The organism is Acetobacter fabarum, from assembly GCF_011516925.1.
In the GTDB taxonomy this organism is placed as follows: Bacteria; Pseudomonadota; Alphaproteobacteria; order Acetobacterales; family Acetobacteraceae; genus Acetobacter; species Acetobacter fabarum.
The window spans coordinates 12,823-30,725 of record NZ_WOTG01000004.1; the positions used below are offsets into that span (position 1 = coordinate 12,823).

General features: G+C 60.9%; 15 protein-coding genes. 10 read left to right on the forward strand and 5 right to left on the reverse strand.

What is annotated here, in order from left to right:
* The first annotated feature begins 19 nt into the window (after positions 1–19).
* Entirely contained in the window at positions 20–760 is a 741-nt protein-coding gene (locus tag GOB83_RS06980) for a YfdX family protein (RefSeq protein ID WP_165925647.1), read from the forward strand.
* A gap of 86 nt (positions 761–846) precedes the next feature.
* Here GOB83_RS06980 and ccmB read toward each other — a convergent pair whose 3' ends face one another.
* Positions 847–1,515 carry a heme exporter protein CcmB gene (ccmB, locus tag GOB83_RS06985; protein ID WP_048854764.1) on the reverse strand — a complete coding sequence of 223 codons (669 nt, stop codon included), beginning with the start codon at positions 1,513–1,515 and terminating at the stop codon, positions 847–849.
* A complete protein-coding gene (ccmA, locus tag GOB83_RS06990; RefSeq protein ID WP_264802653.1) occupies positions 1,512–2,150 on the reverse strand; it encodes a heme ABC exporter ATP-binding protein CcmA in 639 nt (212 codons plus the stop codon). The genes ccmB and ccmA overlap by 4 nt, the downstream gene beginning before the upstream one ends.
* Before the next feature lie 300 nt (positions 2,151–2,450).
* Here ccmA and acnA point away from each other — a divergent pair, with 300 nt between their 5' ends.
* From acnA to GOB83_RS07010, 4 genes are all read left to right on the forward strand, one after another.
* Complete coding sequence (acnA, locus tag GOB83_RS06995) at positions 2,451–5,144, forward strand: aconitate hydratase AcnA (protein ID WP_086646156.1); 2,694 nt, start codon at positions 2,451–2,453, stop codon at positions 5,142–5,144.
* A gap of 64 nt (positions 5,145–5,208) precedes the next feature.
* On the forward strand, positions 5,209–5,970 hold the full coding sequence (locus tag GOB83_RS07000; RefSeq protein WP_086646155.1) for an amino acid ABC transporter ATP-binding protein: 762 nt from the start codon (positions 5,209–5,211) through the stop codon (positions 5,968–5,970).
* Entirely contained in the window at positions 5,970–7,523 is a 1,554-nt protein-coding gene (locus GOB83_RS07005; protein ID WP_165925695.1) for an ABC transporter substrate-binding protein/permease, read from the forward strand. Before GOB83_RS07000 ends, GOB83_RS07005 begins: the two co-directional genes overlap by 1 nt.
* 255 nt (positions 7,524–7,778) lie before the next feature.
* Positions 7,779–8,696: a LysR family transcriptional regulator gene (locus GOB83_RS07010; protein WP_086646153.1), complete on the forward strand. Its 918-nt coding sequence runs from the start codon at positions 7,779–7,781 to the stop codon at positions 8,694–8,696.
* A gap of 48 nt (positions 8,697–8,744) precedes the next feature.
* On the opposite strand, the gene GOB83_RS07015 is transcribed toward GOB83_RS07010, so the two are convergent.
* The 3 genes from GOB83_RS07015 to GOB83_RS07025 are packed head-to-tail and all read right to left on the reverse strand — an operon-like array spanning position 8,745 to position 11,616.
* A complete protein-coding gene (locus GOB83_RS07015) occupies positions 8,745–9,710 on the reverse strand; it encodes a hypothetical protein (protein ID WP_086646152.1) in 966 nt (321 codons plus the stop codon).
* A 47-nt stretch (positions 9,711–9,757) separates the two neighbouring features.
* A complete protein-coding gene (locus GOB83_RS07020; protein WP_086646151.1) occupies positions 9,758–11,032 on the reverse strand; it encodes an AAA family ATPase in 1,275 nt (424 codons plus the stop codon).
* Complete coding sequence (locus tag GOB83_RS07025) at positions 11,029–11,616, reverse strand: hypothetical protein (RefSeq protein ID WP_086646150.1); 588 nt, start codon at positions 11,614–11,616, stop codon at positions 11,029–11,031. The genes GOB83_RS07020 and GOB83_RS07025 overlap by 4 nt, the downstream gene beginning before the upstream one ends.
* 262 nt (positions 11,617–11,878) lie before the next feature.
* Between GOB83_RS07025 and rimP the strand changes: the two genes are divergently transcribed.
* The 5 genes from rimP to rbfA are packed head-to-tail and all read left to right on the forward strand — an operon-like array spanning position 11,879 to position 17,833.
* Positions 11,879–12,457, forward strand: coding sequence for a ribosome maturation factor RimP (rimP, locus tag GOB83_RS07030; protein ID WP_086646149.1), 579 nt, complete (start codon positions 11,879–11,881; stop codon positions 12,455–12,457).
* 30 nt (positions 12,458–12,487) lie between these two features.
* Entirely contained in the window at positions 12,488–14,035 is a 1,548-nt protein-coding gene (gene nusA / locus GOB83_RS07035) for a transcription termination factor NusA (RefSeq protein WP_086646148.1), read from the forward strand.
* A gap of 14 nt (positions 14,036–14,049) precedes the next feature.
* Complete coding sequence (locus GOB83_RS07040; protein WP_086646147.1) at positions 14,050–14,700, forward strand: RNA-binding protein; 651 nt, start codon at positions 14,050–14,052, stop codon at positions 14,698–14,700.
* The gene (infB, locus tag GOB83_RS07045) at positions 14,697–17,372 is read left to right on the forward strand and encodes a translation initiation factor IF-2 (RefSeq protein WP_086646146.1); all 2,676 of its coding nucleotides are present in this window, start codon (positions 14,697–14,699) and stop codon (positions 17,370–17,372) included. The genes GOB83_RS07040 and infB overlap by 4 nt, the downstream gene beginning before the upstream one ends.
* Positions 17,369–17,833, forward strand: coding sequence for a 30S ribosome-binding factor RbfA (gene rbfA / locus GOB83_RS07050; RefSeq protein WP_086646145.1), 465 nt, complete (start codon positions 17,369–17,371; stop codon positions 17,831–17,833). Before infB ends, rbfA begins: the two co-directional genes overlap by 4 nt.
* Positions 17,834–17,903 lie beyond the last annotated feature (70 nt).

A 17,903-nucleotide genomic window follows, 5' to 3' on the forward strand; every position in this document is an offset into this window, starting at 1 on the left:
CTGGATAAAGGGAGTTATCATGACACGAATGGGTATGCTGCTGGGTACGGTTCTGGTGGCAACGGCTGTTGCAACACCTTTGTATGCACAGCAGGCGCAGTCTGGTGCCGCCGCGTCCGGCACGGTTGCACAGTCCGCAGCTACGCAGGATTTCAGCCGTCTTTCCGATGATGGCAGCATGGCGTTCGAATATCTGACCCTCGCACGGAACGCCATTTTTGATGGCGATCTGGCCGGGGCCAAGGCCCTTATTGCCAACGCCCAGCAGGCACTGGCCACGGCCCGCTCGGATAACACCGCCTTCCAGAAAGCCGCTGCCGAACTGATGCCGAGCAAAACCGGCCAGTTCCGCCCCCGCCCCAATGCGCCCACAACGCAGCAGGTGGCATGGCTGCCAATTGATGGCGAGCTGGTACTGAACGCCAATGCCGAGGAAACATCGGAAAAAACCGCTGTTGTGGCGGCTGCCAACCGGCACCTCAAATCCGGCAATCCGGCCCGTGCGGCTGAAGTGCTGCGCGTGACCAGCGTGGATGCGGATTACGTTATTGCCGCCGTGCCGCTGGATCAGGTGACGCAGGACGTGGCCCGCGCAGCCAAGCTGATTGGCAAAGACCCCTACAAGGCCAGCGAAGCCCTGCGTGATGCGCAGGAAGCCGTGCGTTATGCCTCGGTGGATATTCAGGCCGTGTCCAATCCGGCCACCAATGCCAAGGCCGCACCGGCCCCGGCAGCCCCGGCGGCTGCTCCGGCAAAATAAGCATACAGGCCAGTCCGCATTGGCGGGCGGGTTCAAAAAAAGGGGGGCGGCCACACAATGGCCGCCCCCCTTTTTTGTGGTGTGGCTTACTCCGCTGCTGCGCGTAATCCCGCCCCTGCGGCAAGGGGGCAGAGCGGGAGCGTGCCTGCAACAAATGCCCCCAGCAGTTCAAGGTCTGGCTGCCAGGGCAGGCCGTTGGAGGCCGCATCTATGGCGGCTGCGCCAAAAATAAGAGCGGGTGTGGCCAGGGGCAGGGTCAGCAGTGGGAGCAGCACGCCACCCCGCCGCGCGCCCAGCACAATGGATGCGCCCATCCCCCCGATAAGTGAGAGCACGACCGACCCCAAAAACAGCCCTCCCAGCAGCACCGGCAGGGCGGAGGAGGGCAGCCCCAGCATGACCGCAAGCGGAACCGCAGCCAGCAGCAGCGGCACGCCGGTTGTCAGCCAATGGGCGGTTATTTTGGCCAGTGCCACCAGTGCGGGCGGCAGGCCAAGCAGGAGCAACTGGTCCAGAGAGCCATCTTCCAGCTCTGCGCCAAACAGGCGGTCCAGCGGCAAAAGGGCGGCCAGCAGGGCACAGACCCAGATAATGCCCGGTGCCATATGGCGCAACAGCTCGGGCGAGGGGCCAAGAGCCAGCGGGAACAGTGTTGCCGTTACTACAAAAAACAGCACCGCTCCCAGCGTGTCCGCCCCGTGGCGCAGGGCCAGCCGCAGGTCCCGCATGACAATGCCCCAGAACAGCCGGTTCATGCGTAGTCTCCCTCAAACGCGCCAAAAGGGCGGGGGTCGGCGGCACCGGGCAGGTCCAGTGCGCAGGTGTTGTCCAGCGGCAGGGGAACATGGGTTGTCGCGATCAGGATTCCGCCGCACGCACGGTGGGCCGCCATGGCACGGCCCAGCAGGGTTATGGCGGCCGAATCCAGCCCCAGACTCGGCTCGTCCAGCAGCCAGAGCGGTGCTTGGGCCAGCAGCACGCGGGCAAGGGCGGTGCGGCGCTTCTGCCCGGCAGAAAGCAGGCGTGCGGGCAGGTCGGCCAGCGCGCACAGGTCCATGGCCTCCAGTGCATCGGCCATGCTGGCGCCGGGGCGGGTGAACAGGTGCAGGTTTTCGCTCACGCTCAGGCCGGGTTTTAGTGCGTCCTGGTGGCCAATATAGGCCACGCGCTCCGCATGGGCGGCGCGGTCATCAAAAATGGACTGGCCATTCCATGTCAGTTGCCCCGAATCCGGTTTGCGCAGCCCGGCCAGCACACGCAGCAGGGTGGATTTGCCCGCGCCGTTGGGGCCGGTAAGCAGCATGGCGTCCCCCGCATGCAGGGTCAGGCTTACGCCGTCGAGCACCAGACGGTCCCCGCGGAACACGCAAAGGGAGTCCGCCTCCAGCACCGTACCGGTGGGGGCAGGGGTGCCAGATGGGGCGCTGGCACGGGGTTCAGACTGGCTCACGGAGATGGGACTTCTCCTTTTTGTTACCGTAATCACACAAAAAGCGGGATTGCTCGCACGGTTGTGGTCACTCCCCCGCTTGTGCCTTTTATTAGTGCCGGTATGTTCTAGCCCCAACGGGATATCAAGCCGGTTGTCCGAAGAGCGGACACGCACGCAACGCCGTGCGGAACAATACGGAACACAACGGTGTCCTGAACGCATCACCAGCCATCGGCTGTGATCGGGGAGAAAGCGACGATGAAATCGGTTGGCCACGACTCACTCAAAACAGGCCGCACCCTTGAGGTTGACGGCAAGACCTACCACTATTTTTCCATTCCCGAAGCGGCAAAAACCATTGGCGACGTAAGCCGCCTGCCGGTTTCGCTCAAGGTTCTGCTGGAGAACATCCTTCGGTTTGAAGATGCGCGCTCCTACAGCGTGGAAGATGCAAAATCCATTGCTGGCTGGTTGCCCAAAGGCAGCAGCACCAAGGAAGTGCCCTTCAAGCCCTCCCGCATTCTCATGCAGGACTTCACGGGTGTTCCCGGCGTTGTGGACCTTGCAGCCATGCGCGACGGTATTGTTAACCTCAAGGGCGACCCGCAGAAGGTCAACCCGCTGGTGCCGGTCAACCTTGTGATTGACCACTCCGTGATGGTGGACTTTGCCGGGACCGATGAAGCCCTGCAGGAAAACATCACCCTTGAGTTCGAGCGCAACGCGGAACGCTATGCCTTCCTGCGCTGGGGCCAGGAAGCGTTCGAGAACTTCTCCGTGGTGCCGCCTGATACGGGTATCTGTCATCAGGTGAACCTTGAATACATCGCGCAGGTGGCATGGACCGCCAACGTGGGTGGCAAGGACTACGTGTACCCCGATTCGCTTTACGGCACGGACAGCCACACGACCATGATCAACGGTCTGGGCGTTCTGGGCTGGGGTGTTGGCGGGATCGAGGCCGAAGCAGCCATGCTGGGCCAGCCCATTGCCATGCTTATCCCCGATGTGATCGGCTTCAAGCTGATTGGCAAGCTGCCCGAAGGGGCTACGGCTACCGATCTGGTGCTGACCGTAACCCAGATGCTCCGTAAAAAGGGCGTTGTTGGCAAGTTTGTGGAATTCTTTGGCCCGGCTCTGGACCACCTGCCCGTTGCCGACCGTGCCACCATTGCCAACATGGCCCCCGAATACGGCGCAACCTGCGGCTTCTTCCCCGTGGACGAACTGACGCTGGACTTCCTGCGCCAGACCGGCCGCGACGAACACCGCATTAAACTGGTCAAGGAATACCTGCAGGCGCAGGATATGTTCCGCACCGAAAAAACGCCCGAACCCGTGTTTACGGATGTGCTGGAACTGGACCTGAGCACGGTTGTGCCGTCTCTGGCTGGCCCCAAGCGTCCGCAGGACCGCGTGGAACTGAAGAGCGCCACCACCGCGTTTGAAAAAGAACTGACCTCCTCCCTTGGTGTTCCCGCAGCCGAAGCCAACAAGAAGGTTCCGGTCGCTGGCACCAATTACGAGCTGGGCAGTGGCGATGTGGTCATTGCGGCCATTACCTCGTGCACCAACACCTCCAACCCGGCGGTGCTGATTGCTGCTGGTCTGGTGGCCCGCAAGGCACGCGCTCTGGGCCTGACCCCCAAGCCGTGGGTCAAGACCTCGCTCGCACCCGGCTCGCAGGTTGTGACCGACTACCTCAACCGCTCCAACCTGACCGCAGACCTGGACGCCATGGGCTTCAACACGGTTGGTTACGGCTGCACCACCTGCATCGGCAACTCCGGCCCGCTGCCCGGCAACATTGTGGACGCGATTGAAAACAACAACCTGGTTGCTGTTTCCGTCCTGTCCGGCAACCGTAACTTTGAGGGGCGTATTTCCCCCAACGTGCGCGCCAACTACCTTGCCAGCCCGCCGCTGGTGGTTGCCTACTCGCTGCTGGGCACCATGCGGCAGGACATTACCACAGCCCAGCTTGGTACTTCCAAGGATGGCAAGCCGGTGTACCTGAAGGACATCTGGCCTTCCAACAAGGAAATTGCCGACCTGATCGCCTCGTCCATCACGCGCGAAGAGTTCATCAAACGCTACGCCAACGTGGGCAAGGGCACCAAGGAATGGCAGGGCCTCAAGGTTGCCACCGGGTCCGAAACCTACAAGTGGGACCCCAAGTCCACCTACGTGCAGGACCCCCCGTACTTCAAGAACATGGCGGTTGAGCCCACGGCTCCGGGCAACATCAGCGGTGCGCGTATTCTCGCCCTGCTGGGTGACAACATCACCACCGACCATATCTCCCCCGCTGGTTCCATCAAAAAGGACAGCCCTGCTGGCCGCTACCTGATCGAACACGGTGTGGAACCCAAGGACTTCAACTCCTACGGGTCCCGTCGCGGGAATGACCGGGTGATGGTGCGCGGCACGTTCGCCAACATCCGTATCAAGAACGAAATGGTGCCGGGCACCGAAGGGGGCTATTCCAAGCACTACCCCGACGGCAAGGAAGGCGCGATTTACGACGTGGCCATGGAATACAAGGAAGCGGGCGTGCCGCTGGTTGTGTTCGGTGGCAAGGAATACGGCATGGGCTCCTCGCGCGACTGGGCTGCCAAAGGCACCCTGCTGCTGGGCGTCAAGGCCGTGATCGCGGAAAGCTTTGAACGTATCCACCGTTCCAACCTTGTGGGCATGGGCGTTCTGCCTCTGCTGTTCAAGGAAGGCACAACCCGCCAGACCCTGGGTCTGAAGGGGGATGAAGTGATCAGCATTTCCGGAATTGACAAACTCACGCCCCGTATGGACGTGATTATGACAATTACAAGAAATGACGGTTCCAAGCAGGAAGTACCGCTGCTTTGCCGGGTCGATACTCTGGACGAGGTAGAGTATTATAGGCATGGTGGCATCCTTCAGTACGTCTTGCGAGGGATGACGAAAGCTGCCTGAGAACCCATCCGTTCAAGGTGAACGTCTTAATGCCGGCCCGGTGCAAACCGGGTCGGCTTTTTCTATGAATGACCCCGTAGTTCTGAGTGCGGAACAGTTGCACAAGGACTTTGGCGAGGGGGAAGTCCTGTGTGGCGTGTCCATGCAGGTCCGCAAGGGGGAGCTGGTGTCTATCATCGGTCCTTCGGGTTGCGGTAAATCCACCTTCCTGCGGTGTCTCAATTTTCTGGAAATACCCGACCGTGGCACGGTAACGGCCATGGGGGTGACCATTGCGCGCAATGGTGGCCCGTGGCGGAGCGCGGATGAGCATATGGCCCATCGGCTGCGGACCCATGTGGGCATGGTGTTCCAGAGTTTTAATCTGTTTCCGCACCTGAGCGTGCTGGATAACGTGATGCTGGCCCCCCGCGTGGTCAAAGGCGGTAACGCCGAAGCCGACCGGGAAGAGGCCATGGCCCTGCTGGAAAAAGTGGGGCTGGCCAAGGTGGCGCAGCGTTACCCTGTCTCGCTCTCTGGCGGTCAGCAGCAGCGTGCGGCCATTGCCCGCGCTCTGGCCATGCGGCCCGAGATCATGCTGTACGACGAACCCACCTCAGCCCTGGACCCCATTGTGGCCGAGGAGGTGCTTAACGTCATGCGCACACTTGATGATGAGGGCATGACCCAGATTATCGTGACCCATGACATGCGCTTTGCCGAAGTCGCGTCCGATACGGTGGTGTACATGGATGGCGGGCATGTGATCGAGGCCGGCCCGCCAGAAGTCCTGTGCGTGAACCCCGAACATGAACAGACCCGCCGCTTTATGAGGACCGTCCTGTGATGAACACCGCACAGCCCCGCCCTCGCCGCCTGCTGGGCGTCCTGTCTGGCCTGTTTGCAGCGCTGCTGGTGCTGGCAGCCGCCCCTGGCGCCGCCCCGGCTGCCCACGCGCAGAGCAAGCCGTTCCACTGGGCCGCCGATTCCTCGGCCGATGTGCCCTACACGTTCCATGACCTCAAAGACCAGAACAAGCTGACGGGCTTTGAATATGACCTGATGCAGGAACTCAGCCGCCATATGGGCGCGCCGCTGGACTTCATCAACAACGACTGGGACGGGCTTATTCCCGGCCTGCAACGTGGCCTGTACGACATGGTCATCTGCGGGATCGAGATGACCGATGAACATGCTGAAGGCATTGACTTCAGCATCCCCTATTACGTGACCTCCGAACGGCTGGTGGTGCGCCGCAAGGGCAAGCAGTTTACCACACTGGCAGACCTTGAAGGGCACAAGGTTGGTACAATCAAGGATACGCAGGCCGAGCGTATGCTGACCAACAACACCAAAATATCCCTGAGCACCTATGACGAAGAAACAGATGCTTTTATGGATCTGGTCAATGGGCGCACGGATGCCATCCTGATCGACGGCCCCATTGCCAAATATTATGGGGATACCAACCCAGACCTGCATATTGTAGGCGAACCCATTGGCCGGGTGCAGTACGGCATTGCCTTTGCCAAGGGCCAGAACACGGAACTGCGCGAGCGGGTGAACGCTGCACTGCAGGTCATGCAGCAGGACGGCAGCCTGCACCATATCCTGACACGCTGGGACTTGTGGACGCCAGAAATGGCGCAGCTCACCAACGACCACACCCAGCCCAACGTAACCCCTGCAGCATGGAACAACTATGTGGCCGAGTTGCAGGGCAAGGGCGGGTTGCGCGTCAAGCTTGAACGCTATGCCGGGTTTGTGCCCCAGCTGGTCCGGGCGGCGGGGCTGACCCTGCTGGTCTCGCTGTGCGCCATGGTTGTTGCGGTTGCACTGGGGCTTGGGCTTGCGCTGCTGCGCCTGTATGGCCCGCGCCCGCTGGCATGGCTGGCTGCAACCTATGTGGAGATTGTGCGTGGCACGCCACTGCTTATTCAGGTGCTGTTCATTTTTTATGGCCTGCCTGAATTTGGTATCAGCATGTCCCCCTTTGTGGCCGGTGTGGTCAGCCTTGGGCTGAACTATGCGGCATACGAGGCAGAAAACTACCGCGCCGGTCTGCAATCGGTGGCCCATGGGCAGATGGAAGCAGCCCTTGCCCTGAACATGACCCACCCGCAGGCCCTGCGTTATGTGCTGGTGCCGCAGGCGTTCAGGCTGGTTATGCCGGTCATGACCAACGACTTTATCTCCCTGCTCAAGGATTCGTCTCTGGTCAGCGTGATCACCCTGACAGAACTGACACAGACCTATATCCGCCTGTCCTCTGCCTATTTTGACTATTTTGGCACGGGGCTCATGGTGGGTGCGGCCTACCTGCTGCTGGGTCTGCCCTTTGTGCGTCTGGCTCGTCTGGCGGAAAAGCGCCTGGCCATGCCCCATACCCGCCGCCGTTAAGGCTGCGGGGCTGCGGCCATGCCTATAGCTTTAATGCGCTATAGGCATGGCCGCTTCTTGTTCTGTCTATGTTGTATCCAACCTAACCTTGCTGCAATAGGGAAGGTGATAAGCTCGTAGCCTGACACAGCATGCTGGTTACAGGGCGGGATGGTTGGAGCCCAGATTTTCGGCACACTCTGAACTGTCTCACCTGTTGTTGTCGGCAGCACTGGAGAAGGCTAGCCGCCTACACAGGAAACGGTGCCGACCTCCATGGATCTTCTTTCCGCACTTCACAGTTTTGTGCGTGTTGCCGCTACAGGCTCATTTTCCGCTGTCTCGCGCGAGACAGGGGTCAGCCAGCCTACAATTTCGCGCCATATTGCCTTGCTGGAGGCGCATTACGGCACCACGCTGTTTGCGCGTACAACCCGCAGCCTGACCATGACCGAGGACGGTCGCAGCCTGCTCCCTCATGCCTATGAAGTGCTGGAAATACTGGAAACGGCAGAAACCGTTCTGGGCCGCCGGCGTGCTTCGGTCTCCGGTCTTGTGCGTCTGGGGGTGACCACGGCCTTTGGCCTGTGTCTGACCCGCAGAATGGGCGAGCTGCTGGACCGCCACCCCGACCTGTCGGTGGAAGTGGTCATGCGCGACTCGTTTGGGGATCTGGTGGAAGAAGGGCTGGATCTGGCCGTGCGCGTGGGCGAAATTGCTGAGGGCACGCTCATCGCCCGCAAGCTTGGGCTGGTGCATAAGTGGCTGGTGGCGTCCCCCGCCTGCCTGCAACGCCATAACATGCCAGAGCACCCCCGCGCGCTCACGGAATACCCCGGCGTTGTGTATAATTACGGTTCCAGCCGTCTGGACTGGAACTTTGAGCGGGATGGGGAAGAAAGCGTTATTGCCCCTGCCGCCGTGTTCCGTGCCAATAGCAGCGAAGCCGTAATGTACGCGGTGGAAGCCGGTATTGGTGTTGGCCTGCTTCCGGCTTTTCAGGTGCGGGATGCAGTGGCCAGTGGCCGTCTGGTCCGCCTGTTTGCGGACTGGAACATTCCCGGCCTGCCTTTTTATGCCGTGCATACCGGCCCACGCACCCTGCCGTTGCGGACCCGCACGGTCATGGATTTTCTGGTCGAGGTTTCAGCCGACCTGCTGCGTGATGGCGGGCTTTTATCCCCCGTTCTGTAAGGGGGAATAAAAGGGGCGGCCCAGACGGTTGCTCCGGGCCTGCCCGACCTAGCCGTGAAAAGCCGGGTCAATGGCCTCTGTCGAGGGCGGGGCGTTCTGGGGTAGCTTGTTCTCAAACCCACGTAAGAGCGTTGGCACCCAGCCGCGTAGCCAGGTGTTGGTGCGCTGGACAAAATCCGTAACCGCAGCCGAGTCGGACATCCCCGCGCGGGACCAGTTCTCCGGCGCGCCCGGAACGCGGCGGGCTCCTGCTTCTGCCGGGCTGAGCAGCGTATGCACGCTCATAAAATCCACACCCGTACCGGATTTGCTTTTTTCCACCAGATTCCAGCCTGCATCGACCAGAATGGGGGGCAGGTCAAAACCCATGATGGTCAGGCGCTGCACGGCGGGTGGGATGTACATCTGGTCACTCAGGAGTGTCTGCAGCGGTTCGTTGGACGTCAGGAACAGGTTGTTCACCACCCGTATGGGGGTGGTCATCCAGCATTCGCTGCGGTTGCCATCCTGCGGAGCGGCTTCGTTCATGAAGTTGAAGGAGCTGTGGCATTGCGCCTCAATCATGCTCATGGCGGCAATGGGCAGGGACTGCGTGGTGGCCTGCGCAATAATCAGCCCGGTTACAATGCCCTGAGCGGAGCGGACATACAGGGTTGTCAGCACTTCCCCGTGCGCCACATCATCCTGAAAGTTCACAACCGGGTGCCATTTGCCCGCAGGCAGGGGAAGCTGCCGCCCGGCAAAAACAACCGAGCCTTCAAACTGTGCGTCCATGGGGGGGATGGAAACCGTGCGCTGGTCCTCATCGGGGTGCAGGGCATCGCTCGCCTCGGTGCCGCCGAGGGAGGAGGGGAGCATGTGCCGAATCCTGCTGCTGAGTGCGCCATAGCCCGGCACGCTGGAGGCTAGCCAAGGTGCGGGGAACAGAACGGACAGTGTGCCGCACACGCCTGCGGTTATCAGTGCGGTGCGCCATAACGGGGCACGGTGCCACAGGCGGGTAAAAGCGGTCATGCGGTAGCCTTGGTTATGTGGGCGGCGTTGGAGGGTGGTTTGCCGGGTCAGGGGGTCAGGCGGGCATGCAGCCCGTCATCACGGTTGTCGGCCACTTTGGCGACAACCGTGCCGTCGTCCTCCTTGACCAGCCGGACCATGGTAGCCCCCTGCTGGCGGGCAATAATAAGGGACTCGCTGATCATGTCCTCAATAGAGCGGACCAGATCACGCGCGGAGGCGGCATCCCCCATACGGCTCTGGCGGCGCATCACATCCAGCAGCAGGGAGGCGTCAATCCCGCTGGTTTCCACCTTCAGGCCGTAGCCTTCGATCATGGCTTCAATTTCCAGCGCGCCAACACGGGCAATATCCAGCCCACGCAGGGTGCGGAAGACAAAAATACGGTCCAGACGGTTCAGCACTTCGGGGGCAAAGCCAGCCTGACGCAGGGCCTCGACCGATTCGGCACGCATGCGGTCGGGGTCATCATGCAGACGGTCGGCAATTTCGGTCAGGGCGTCGGTGGCAATGTTGGAGGTCAGCACAAAAATGGCCCGCACGGTGGAAATCTGCTGCCCGGTGGAGGCCTCGGTAATGTGGCCGTCGTTCCATGCGGTCAGGAACTTCTTGAACACATCGGGGTGGGCTTTTTCAATTTCGTCCAGCAGCACCACGGCATCGGGCTTTTCCTTCAGCCCGCCGGTCAGCTTGCCGTAGGTGTCCGAGCCGACATAGCCTTTGGGCGAGCCAAAAAGCTGGGTGGCGGCGTGGGGGCTGCTCATCTGCGTCATGTCAAAATGCAGCAGGGGGCGTTCGAGCTGGCGGGCCATCTGCTTGGCCAGATAGGTTTTGCCCGTGCCCGGAGGCCCGGCGAGCAAAAAGATGCCAACCGGCTTGCCACGCACCTGTAGCGCCAGGCGGCGGCGGAGCTGGACGGCAATATCCTCGCACACCTGGTCCTGCCCGATCACGCGGGCACGCAGGTTTGCGGCCAGTTCCTCGGCGTCTATGGTGGTTTCGCGCTGTTCACGCGCAAGCATTTCTTCCAGTTCGGCGCGATTGGTCAGTCTGGCAAGAACGTCCATGATGAATCCCCGTCGGCGTAGTAGCCCTTTGCGGGCCAGATGTTCGGCCCGAGTTTCAAACAGCAGTCCCGCAACACTCAGCACAAGGCCGGATGCCGCCAGAACAGGCCAGGCAGATGCACACCATTGCAGCACATGGGCCACGGAATGCAGGGAAAGATGCAGGCTGAGCGCGATCTGGATGCTGGCGAGCACCAGAAAAATCACCATCATCAGCGGCATCAGCCGGTTTAATGCGGGGAGCAGACCCTTCATTGCGCGATCACCGTAAGTGCAAGGGTATCCCCCTGTTTATAAAGAACGGGCAGGGGCATGGGGCCAAAGGCCGTTATGGCACCACTGCCAATTCCCGCCGGGCCGGGTGGCGCTGCAGGAATAACTTCAACATGCCCGCTCACACTTATGGGCAGGATAACCGTTGTGGGCTTGGCCGTAAGCCCGACACTTTGCTGCCATGGGCCACAGACAAGGGTAATCATGCCGCCAGCCCCGGTGGCATCATAGACCGGCATGGCCACCAGCCGCACATCCCGCCGTTTGACCGCGGCCAGAATATCCGCCTGCTGCTGGGCGGAAAAGCTGGAGCCCGCCAGTGCCTGCGCCGCATTCTGCGGGGCAATCACATTCAGGGGCAGCCCCATGCGCTGGGAGTCGTCACCAGTAACGGACTCGGCGCCCACAGCCGGGCCGGAGGTGTTTTTGCCCGCACCATAAAAGTGCAGCCCGGCCCCTGCCATAAGCACGCAGGCCGCCATACCAATAAGCCCGAGCCGCAGATTGGAGGGTTTTTCAGCCGTCTGGGGCTGCGGCTGCCATGCCGGGTCCGGCTTGTTCTGCATGATAACGGTCAGTCTCCTTGCCTTGGGTAGTGGAGCGTTGCAGATATGTCGCAGCCAAAGCAATAAAAGCATGTCTGTGGGTTGGCGCAATGCGCAAAACTGGTCCAGCCATAATTTATTTTTTATGGTCCATCGCGCACAAACAGGGGGGCTGTGGTTTCTGCCCTTGCAGTCTGTGCCTTTGTGCACTAGATAAAGCATCATCCTTCTCAATTTGAATGACGTTTCGGGGGGTGGCCTTAGAAGGGCCGCCTTTTTTGCTTTGGACAAAGATATTTCTGCCCATTCCGGCCTTGAAGGCCGCCTGCTCGCACTGATTGCCCCTGCCGTAGAGGAAATGGGGTACGAAATCGTGCGCGTGGCAGTGCTTGGGCGTGAGCGCCCTACGGTGCAGATCATGGCTGACCGCGCAGACGGAATGTTGATCAATGTTGAAGATTGTGAGCGAATCAGCCACGCTGTAGGCGCTGTGCTGGACGTGGAAGACCCCATTCCGGGGGCATGGACGCTGGAAGTGTCCTCCGCCGGAATCGACCGCCCGCTCACACGCGCCAAGGACTGGACCCGCTTTGCAGGGCATCAGGCCAAGGCAGAAGTTCTGGTCCCCATTGAAGGGCGGCGTCGCTTTGCCGGTATTTCTCTGGGGTCTGATGGAACAGTGGCCCGTATGCGCCTGGATGACGGCACGGAAGTGGCTCTGCCACTGGCCGAAATCCGCAAGGCGCGACTGGTGCTGACCGATGCGCTGATTGAAGACAGCGCCCGTATGGTACAGCCTGCATCGGATGCAGGTGTGGAGCAGGATGGCAAAAAAGAGCCGCCTGCTTCCAAGGTGCATTGATAAAGCTGCCTGTTTTGGAGAGCTGAGAGCATGGATACCTCCGTTTCCCGTCCTGAACTGCTGCTGGTGGCAGACGCTGTTTCACGCGAAAAGGGCATTGACCGTGAAGAGGTTCTGGAGGCCATGGAGCAGGCCATCCAGAAGGCTGGCCGCGCCAAATACGGGCACGAAAAGGACATTCGCGCCACAATCGACCGCCGCTCGGGCGAGGTTCGCCTTTCCCGCTGGACGGAAGTTGTGGATCAGGTGGAGAACGAGGACGCACAGATCGCCCTCTCCATTGCCCGCAAGTTCCGCCCCGAAATTCAGGTTGGTGAATATCTGATCGACCCGCTGCCCCCGATCGACTTCGGGCGTATTGCGGCCCAGACCGCCAAGCAGGTTATTGTGCAGCGCGTGCGTGAATACGAACGCAAACGCCAGTACAACGAGTTCAAGGACCGCGTAGGCGAAATCGTCAACGGCACCGTCAAACGGACCGAATACGGCAACCTGCTGGTTGAAATTGGCTCTGCCGAAGCGCTGCTGCGCCGCGATGAGCTGATCCCGCGTGAGACATTCCGTAACTCCGACCGCGTGCGCGCCTACATCTATGATGTGCGTGATGAACCGCGCGGCCCGCAGGTTTTCCTGTCCCGCACACATCCGGCCTTTTTGGCCAAGCTGTTTGCGCAGGAAGTACCCGAAATTTATGACGGGATCATCGAAATCAAGGCCGTGGCCCGTGACCCCGGCTCCCGCGCCAAAATGGCCGTGATCTCGCGCGATGCCTCCATTGACCCGGTCGGGGCCTGCGTTGGTATGCGCGGCTCGCGCGTGCAGGCTGTTGTGGCCGAATTGCAGGGCGAAAAAATCGACATTATCCCCTGGAGCCCGCAGGCCGCGACCTTTGTGGTCAACGCTCTGGCTCCGGCTGAAGTCAGCAAGGTGGTGATGGACGAGGAAGCCGGGCGTGTTGAAGTTGTGGTGCCGGATGACCAGCTCTCCCTCGCCATTGGTCGGCGCGGGCAGAACGTGCGTCTGGCCAGCCAGCTGACGCGCTGGGACATTGACATCCTGACCGAAGCGGAAGAATCCGAACGCCGTCAGGAAGAATTCCGCCGTCGTAGCGGCCAGTTTGTTGAAGCGCTTGACGTGGATGACGTGATTGCTGGCCTGCTGGTGACCGAAGGCTACCACAGCATCGAGGAACTGGCTTTTGCCGACCCCGATGAACTGGTGGGCATTGAAGGCTTTGACGAATCGGTGGTGCAGGAACTGGTCCAGCGCGCCGAAGGTCACCTTGTCCGGCAGGAAGAAAAGCTGGATGAGCGCCGTCAGGAGCTTGGTGTTACCGACGATATTGCAAATATGGGTGTGTTCACCAACCAGATGCTTGTGACTCTGGGCGAAAAGGGTGTAAAAACTCTGGACGACCTTGGTGACCTGGCTGGCGATGAGCTGGTCGAAATTCTGGGGTCGGATGCCATAGAAGAAGACGCCGCCAATGAGATCATCATGGCAGCGCGTGCGCACTGGTTTGAGGGTGAAGAGGGTGCAACCCCTTCCTCCACGCCAGAAGGCGGGGCAGGCGTCTGAGGCCTTGATACAGGGTGGGTGGTGATTTCTTGCCAGCAGCAGAAGAGAAGGGCAGCCTCCGCAGGTGCGCAGTCACGCGGGAGGAAGGTATTCCGGCTCAGATGGTGCGGTTTGTTATCTCACCCTCATCCATAGTCGTCCCTGATCTGGACGCGCGTCTGCCGGGACGGGGAATATGGTTGAGTGCCCGCCGGGATGTGATAGAACAGGCCAGCAAACGCGGCGTGTTCGCACGCTCTGCGCGGATGCAGGTCAAGGTGCCGGAAGATCTTCTCTCTCAGGTGGAAGTAGGTCTGCACCGGCGGATGATAGAAGTGGTTGGGCTTGCGCGCCGCGCTGGTCAGGCCATTAGTGGCTTCGTTAAGGTGCGCGAATGGGTTATGCAGCGTCGTGCTGCTGTTATCGTTCACGCATCGGACGGAAGCAGGGAAGAACTGGACCGCCTGATTTCGGGCGGGCGGGATATTCCTGTCGTTGATGCGTTGTCGTCGGAAGAACTGGCTAAGGTTTTCGGGCGTGAACGTGTTGTGAATGTGGCGCTGGCGGCCGGCGGGCTGGCTACGCGTCTTTGTTGTGAAAACAGACGTTTTGCGGGGGTGGCCGTTGGCGATCCCCGGGTCTGCCGGACCTTTCCGGCGGATGGGTGTGAACAGGCGGGTCAATGAGCGAAGGCAAGGATCAGGATCAGGGTAAGGGGCGTTTGTCCCTTCGGCCGGCAGGGCGTCCGGAGGTCGGACGGACGGTTGATGCCGGGTCCGTGCGGCAAAGTTTCAGTCATGGGCGTTCAAAGGTCGTGCAGGTGGAAGTGCGTAAAAAACGTGGTCCTTCCCCGGCTGGCGCTGGTGGGCGCTCCGGTGGTTCCCGCGCAGGTGGCGGCCGTACCCTGACCGCAGCCGAACTGGCCATGCGCCAGCGCGTGCTTCAGGAACAGAAGAAAGAGGCAGAAGACGCCGAACGGCGTGATGCCGAGCGGCGCGAAGCCGAGAAGATTCGTATTCTTTCCGCGGCTGAAGAGGCACGCCGGAAGGAAGAGGAAGACAAGCGTCTGGCCGAAGAGCGCGCCGCCGAAGAGGCCGCCGCAAGCGATGCCGAACGCAAGGCCCGCATTGATGCGATCAAGCCGATCGAGGTCAAGGCACCTGTTGTGTCTGCCGTGCCAATTCCCGGTGAAGTAACACTCGCACCGCCTGCCGGGCGCCTGCGCCCGCTGGCTGAACGTGCGATCATGCCGGCCAAGCCGCTCAAGCCTGCCGCGCCTGCTCGCACGCCTGCTGCTGCTCCCGCAGCGGAAAAGGACGTCAGTGCCGCCCAGACCCTGCGCCTGCGCAGCGGCCGTGGCACGGAAGGCGAGGAAGAACAGCGCCGTGGCCCAGCCCGTAACAAGGCCGTGCCGCCGCGCAAGAACAGCAGTGGCCGCAAGGGTGATACCGGCGGTGGCCGCCGTGCAGGCCGGATTGACGTGCAGGCCGCGATTGAGGGGGATGACGACAAAACCCGCTCGCTCGCATCCGTACGCCGCCAGCGTGAGCGTGAACGCCGTCAGGCCGAGCTGGAACGCCTGCGTTCCGATCAGGTCAAGGTTGTGCGTGACGTTATCCTGCCCGAAACCATTACGGTGCAGGAACTGGCCAACCGTATGGCAGCCCGTCAGGGTGAAGTGATCAAGGCGCTCATGAAAATGGGTGTCATGGCCACTGTAACCCAGAGCATTGATGCCGATACGGCGGAACTGGTGGTGGAAGAATTCGGCCACCGTGTACGTCGCGTTTCCGAAGCGGATGTGGAACTGGGTATTGAGGGCGTGGAAGACACGACCGAAGATATGCTGCCCCGTCCGCCTGTGGTGACCATCATGGGGCATGTCGATCACGGCAAGACCTCCCTGCTGGACGCCCTGCGCACAACGGACGTGGCAGCGGGTGAAGCCGGTGGCATTACCCAGCATATCGGTGCTTATCAGGTTACACTGGAATCCGGTGCCAAGATCACCTTCCTTGACACACCCGGACATGAGGCCTTTACGGCCATGCGTGCCCGTGGCGCGTCCATTACGGACGTGGTGGTGCTGGTGGTTGCGGCGGATGACGGCGTCATGCCGCAGACGATCGAGGCCATCAAGCACGCCAAGGCTGCCAATGTGCCCATGATCATTGCCATCAACAAGATGGACAAGCCCGGCGCCAAGCCTGACCGCGTACGTCAGGACCTGCTGCAGCACGAGATCGTGGTCGAATCCATGGGTGGTGACGTGATGGACATTGAAGTGTCCGCACGCCAGCGCATGGGGCTGGACAAGCTGGAAGAAGGCATTCTGCTTCAGGCAGAAATTCTGGAACTCCAGGCCAACCCCGACCGTGCAGCCGAAGGTGCCGTGATCGAAAGCCGTCTGGACCGTGGTCGCGGTTCCGTGGCGTCCGTGCTGGTGCAGAAGGGTACGCTGCGCAAGGGTGACATTGTGGTTGCCGGTGCAGAATGGGGCCGTGTGCGCGCTCTGGTTGATGACCGTGGTCGTCAGGTGGAAGTGGCTGGCCCGTCCATGCCGGTGGAAATTCTCGGACTGTCCGGGGTTCCCGCTGCTGGTGCACCGTTTGTGGTCGTGGAAAACGAAAACCGTGCCCGTGAGATTTCCGAGTTCCGCCAGCGTAAGCTGAAGGAACATCAGGTTGCCGGGCAGGCTGCGGCCCGCGGCACGCTTGACCAGATGCTGGCCCGTATTCAGGCCGGTGTGCAGAAGGAAGTCTCCGTCCTGATCAAGGCGGACGTGCAGGGTTCGGCCGAAGCACTGCAAACCACGGTGCTCAAGCTGGCTAACGAAGAAGTGGGCGTGCGCGTTCTCAATGCCTCGGTTGGCCAGATCACGGAAAGTGATGTGCAGCTTGCCAAGGCATCGGATGCGGTCATTGTTGCCTTTAACGTGCGTGCAACCTCTCAGGCGCGGCTGCTGGCCCAGCGTGAAGGGGTGGACATCCACTACTACTCCATCATCTATCAGGTGGCGGACGACGTGGAACTGCTCGTACGTGGCAAGATGGCGCCCAAGCATCGTGAAAAGTTCCTTGGCTACGCCGAAATCCGCAAGGTTTTCGAAATCAGCAAGGTTGGCAAGGTGGCCGGTTGCTTCGTGACCGATGGCGTTGTCAAACGTGGCTGTGGCGTGCGTCTGCTGCGTGATGGTGTGGTGATCCATGAAGGTGATCTGAGCCAGCTCAAGCGCTTCAAGGACGACCAGAAGGAAGTGACCAAGGGTTACGAATGTGGTCTTTCCTTTGCAGGCTACAACGATCTGCGCGAAGGCGATGTGGTGGAATGCTTTGAAAGCGAGTTAATTCCAGCATGAGTCGTCGCCACGGATCAGGCAGTAAAACAGGGGGACCGGCAGACTATCTTGCCGGTCTTTCCTCATCTGGCCCATCGCAGCGGCAGTTGCGGGTAGGCGAAGAAGTGCGGCGCGTTCTGGCTGAGCTGTTTGCGCGCACCACCTTCCGTGACCCGGACCTGTCCGATGTTGCCATTACCGTGACCGAAGTCCGGCTTGCGCCAGACTTCAAACACGCCACTGTTTTTGTCACACGGCTGGGGCGTAGCGACGTTGCGGCCCTTCTGCCCGGACTTAAGCGGGTGGCCCCGTGGCTGCGTACCCAGCTTGCCCACAAGCTGAGCATACGCACAGTGCCCGAACTACACTTCCAGCCCGATACGGCGCTGGATACAGCCATGCATGTGGATTCGCTCCTGCGCCTGCCAGAAGTCCAGCGTGACCTTGGCAAAGCAGGCAACGACCAGCCGGATGAAGACTAAGGTCTGGCCGGTAGCCAGTCATGGCAAACAGCTTTTTAAAAACCTGCCGGGGAGCACCCTGGCAGGTTTT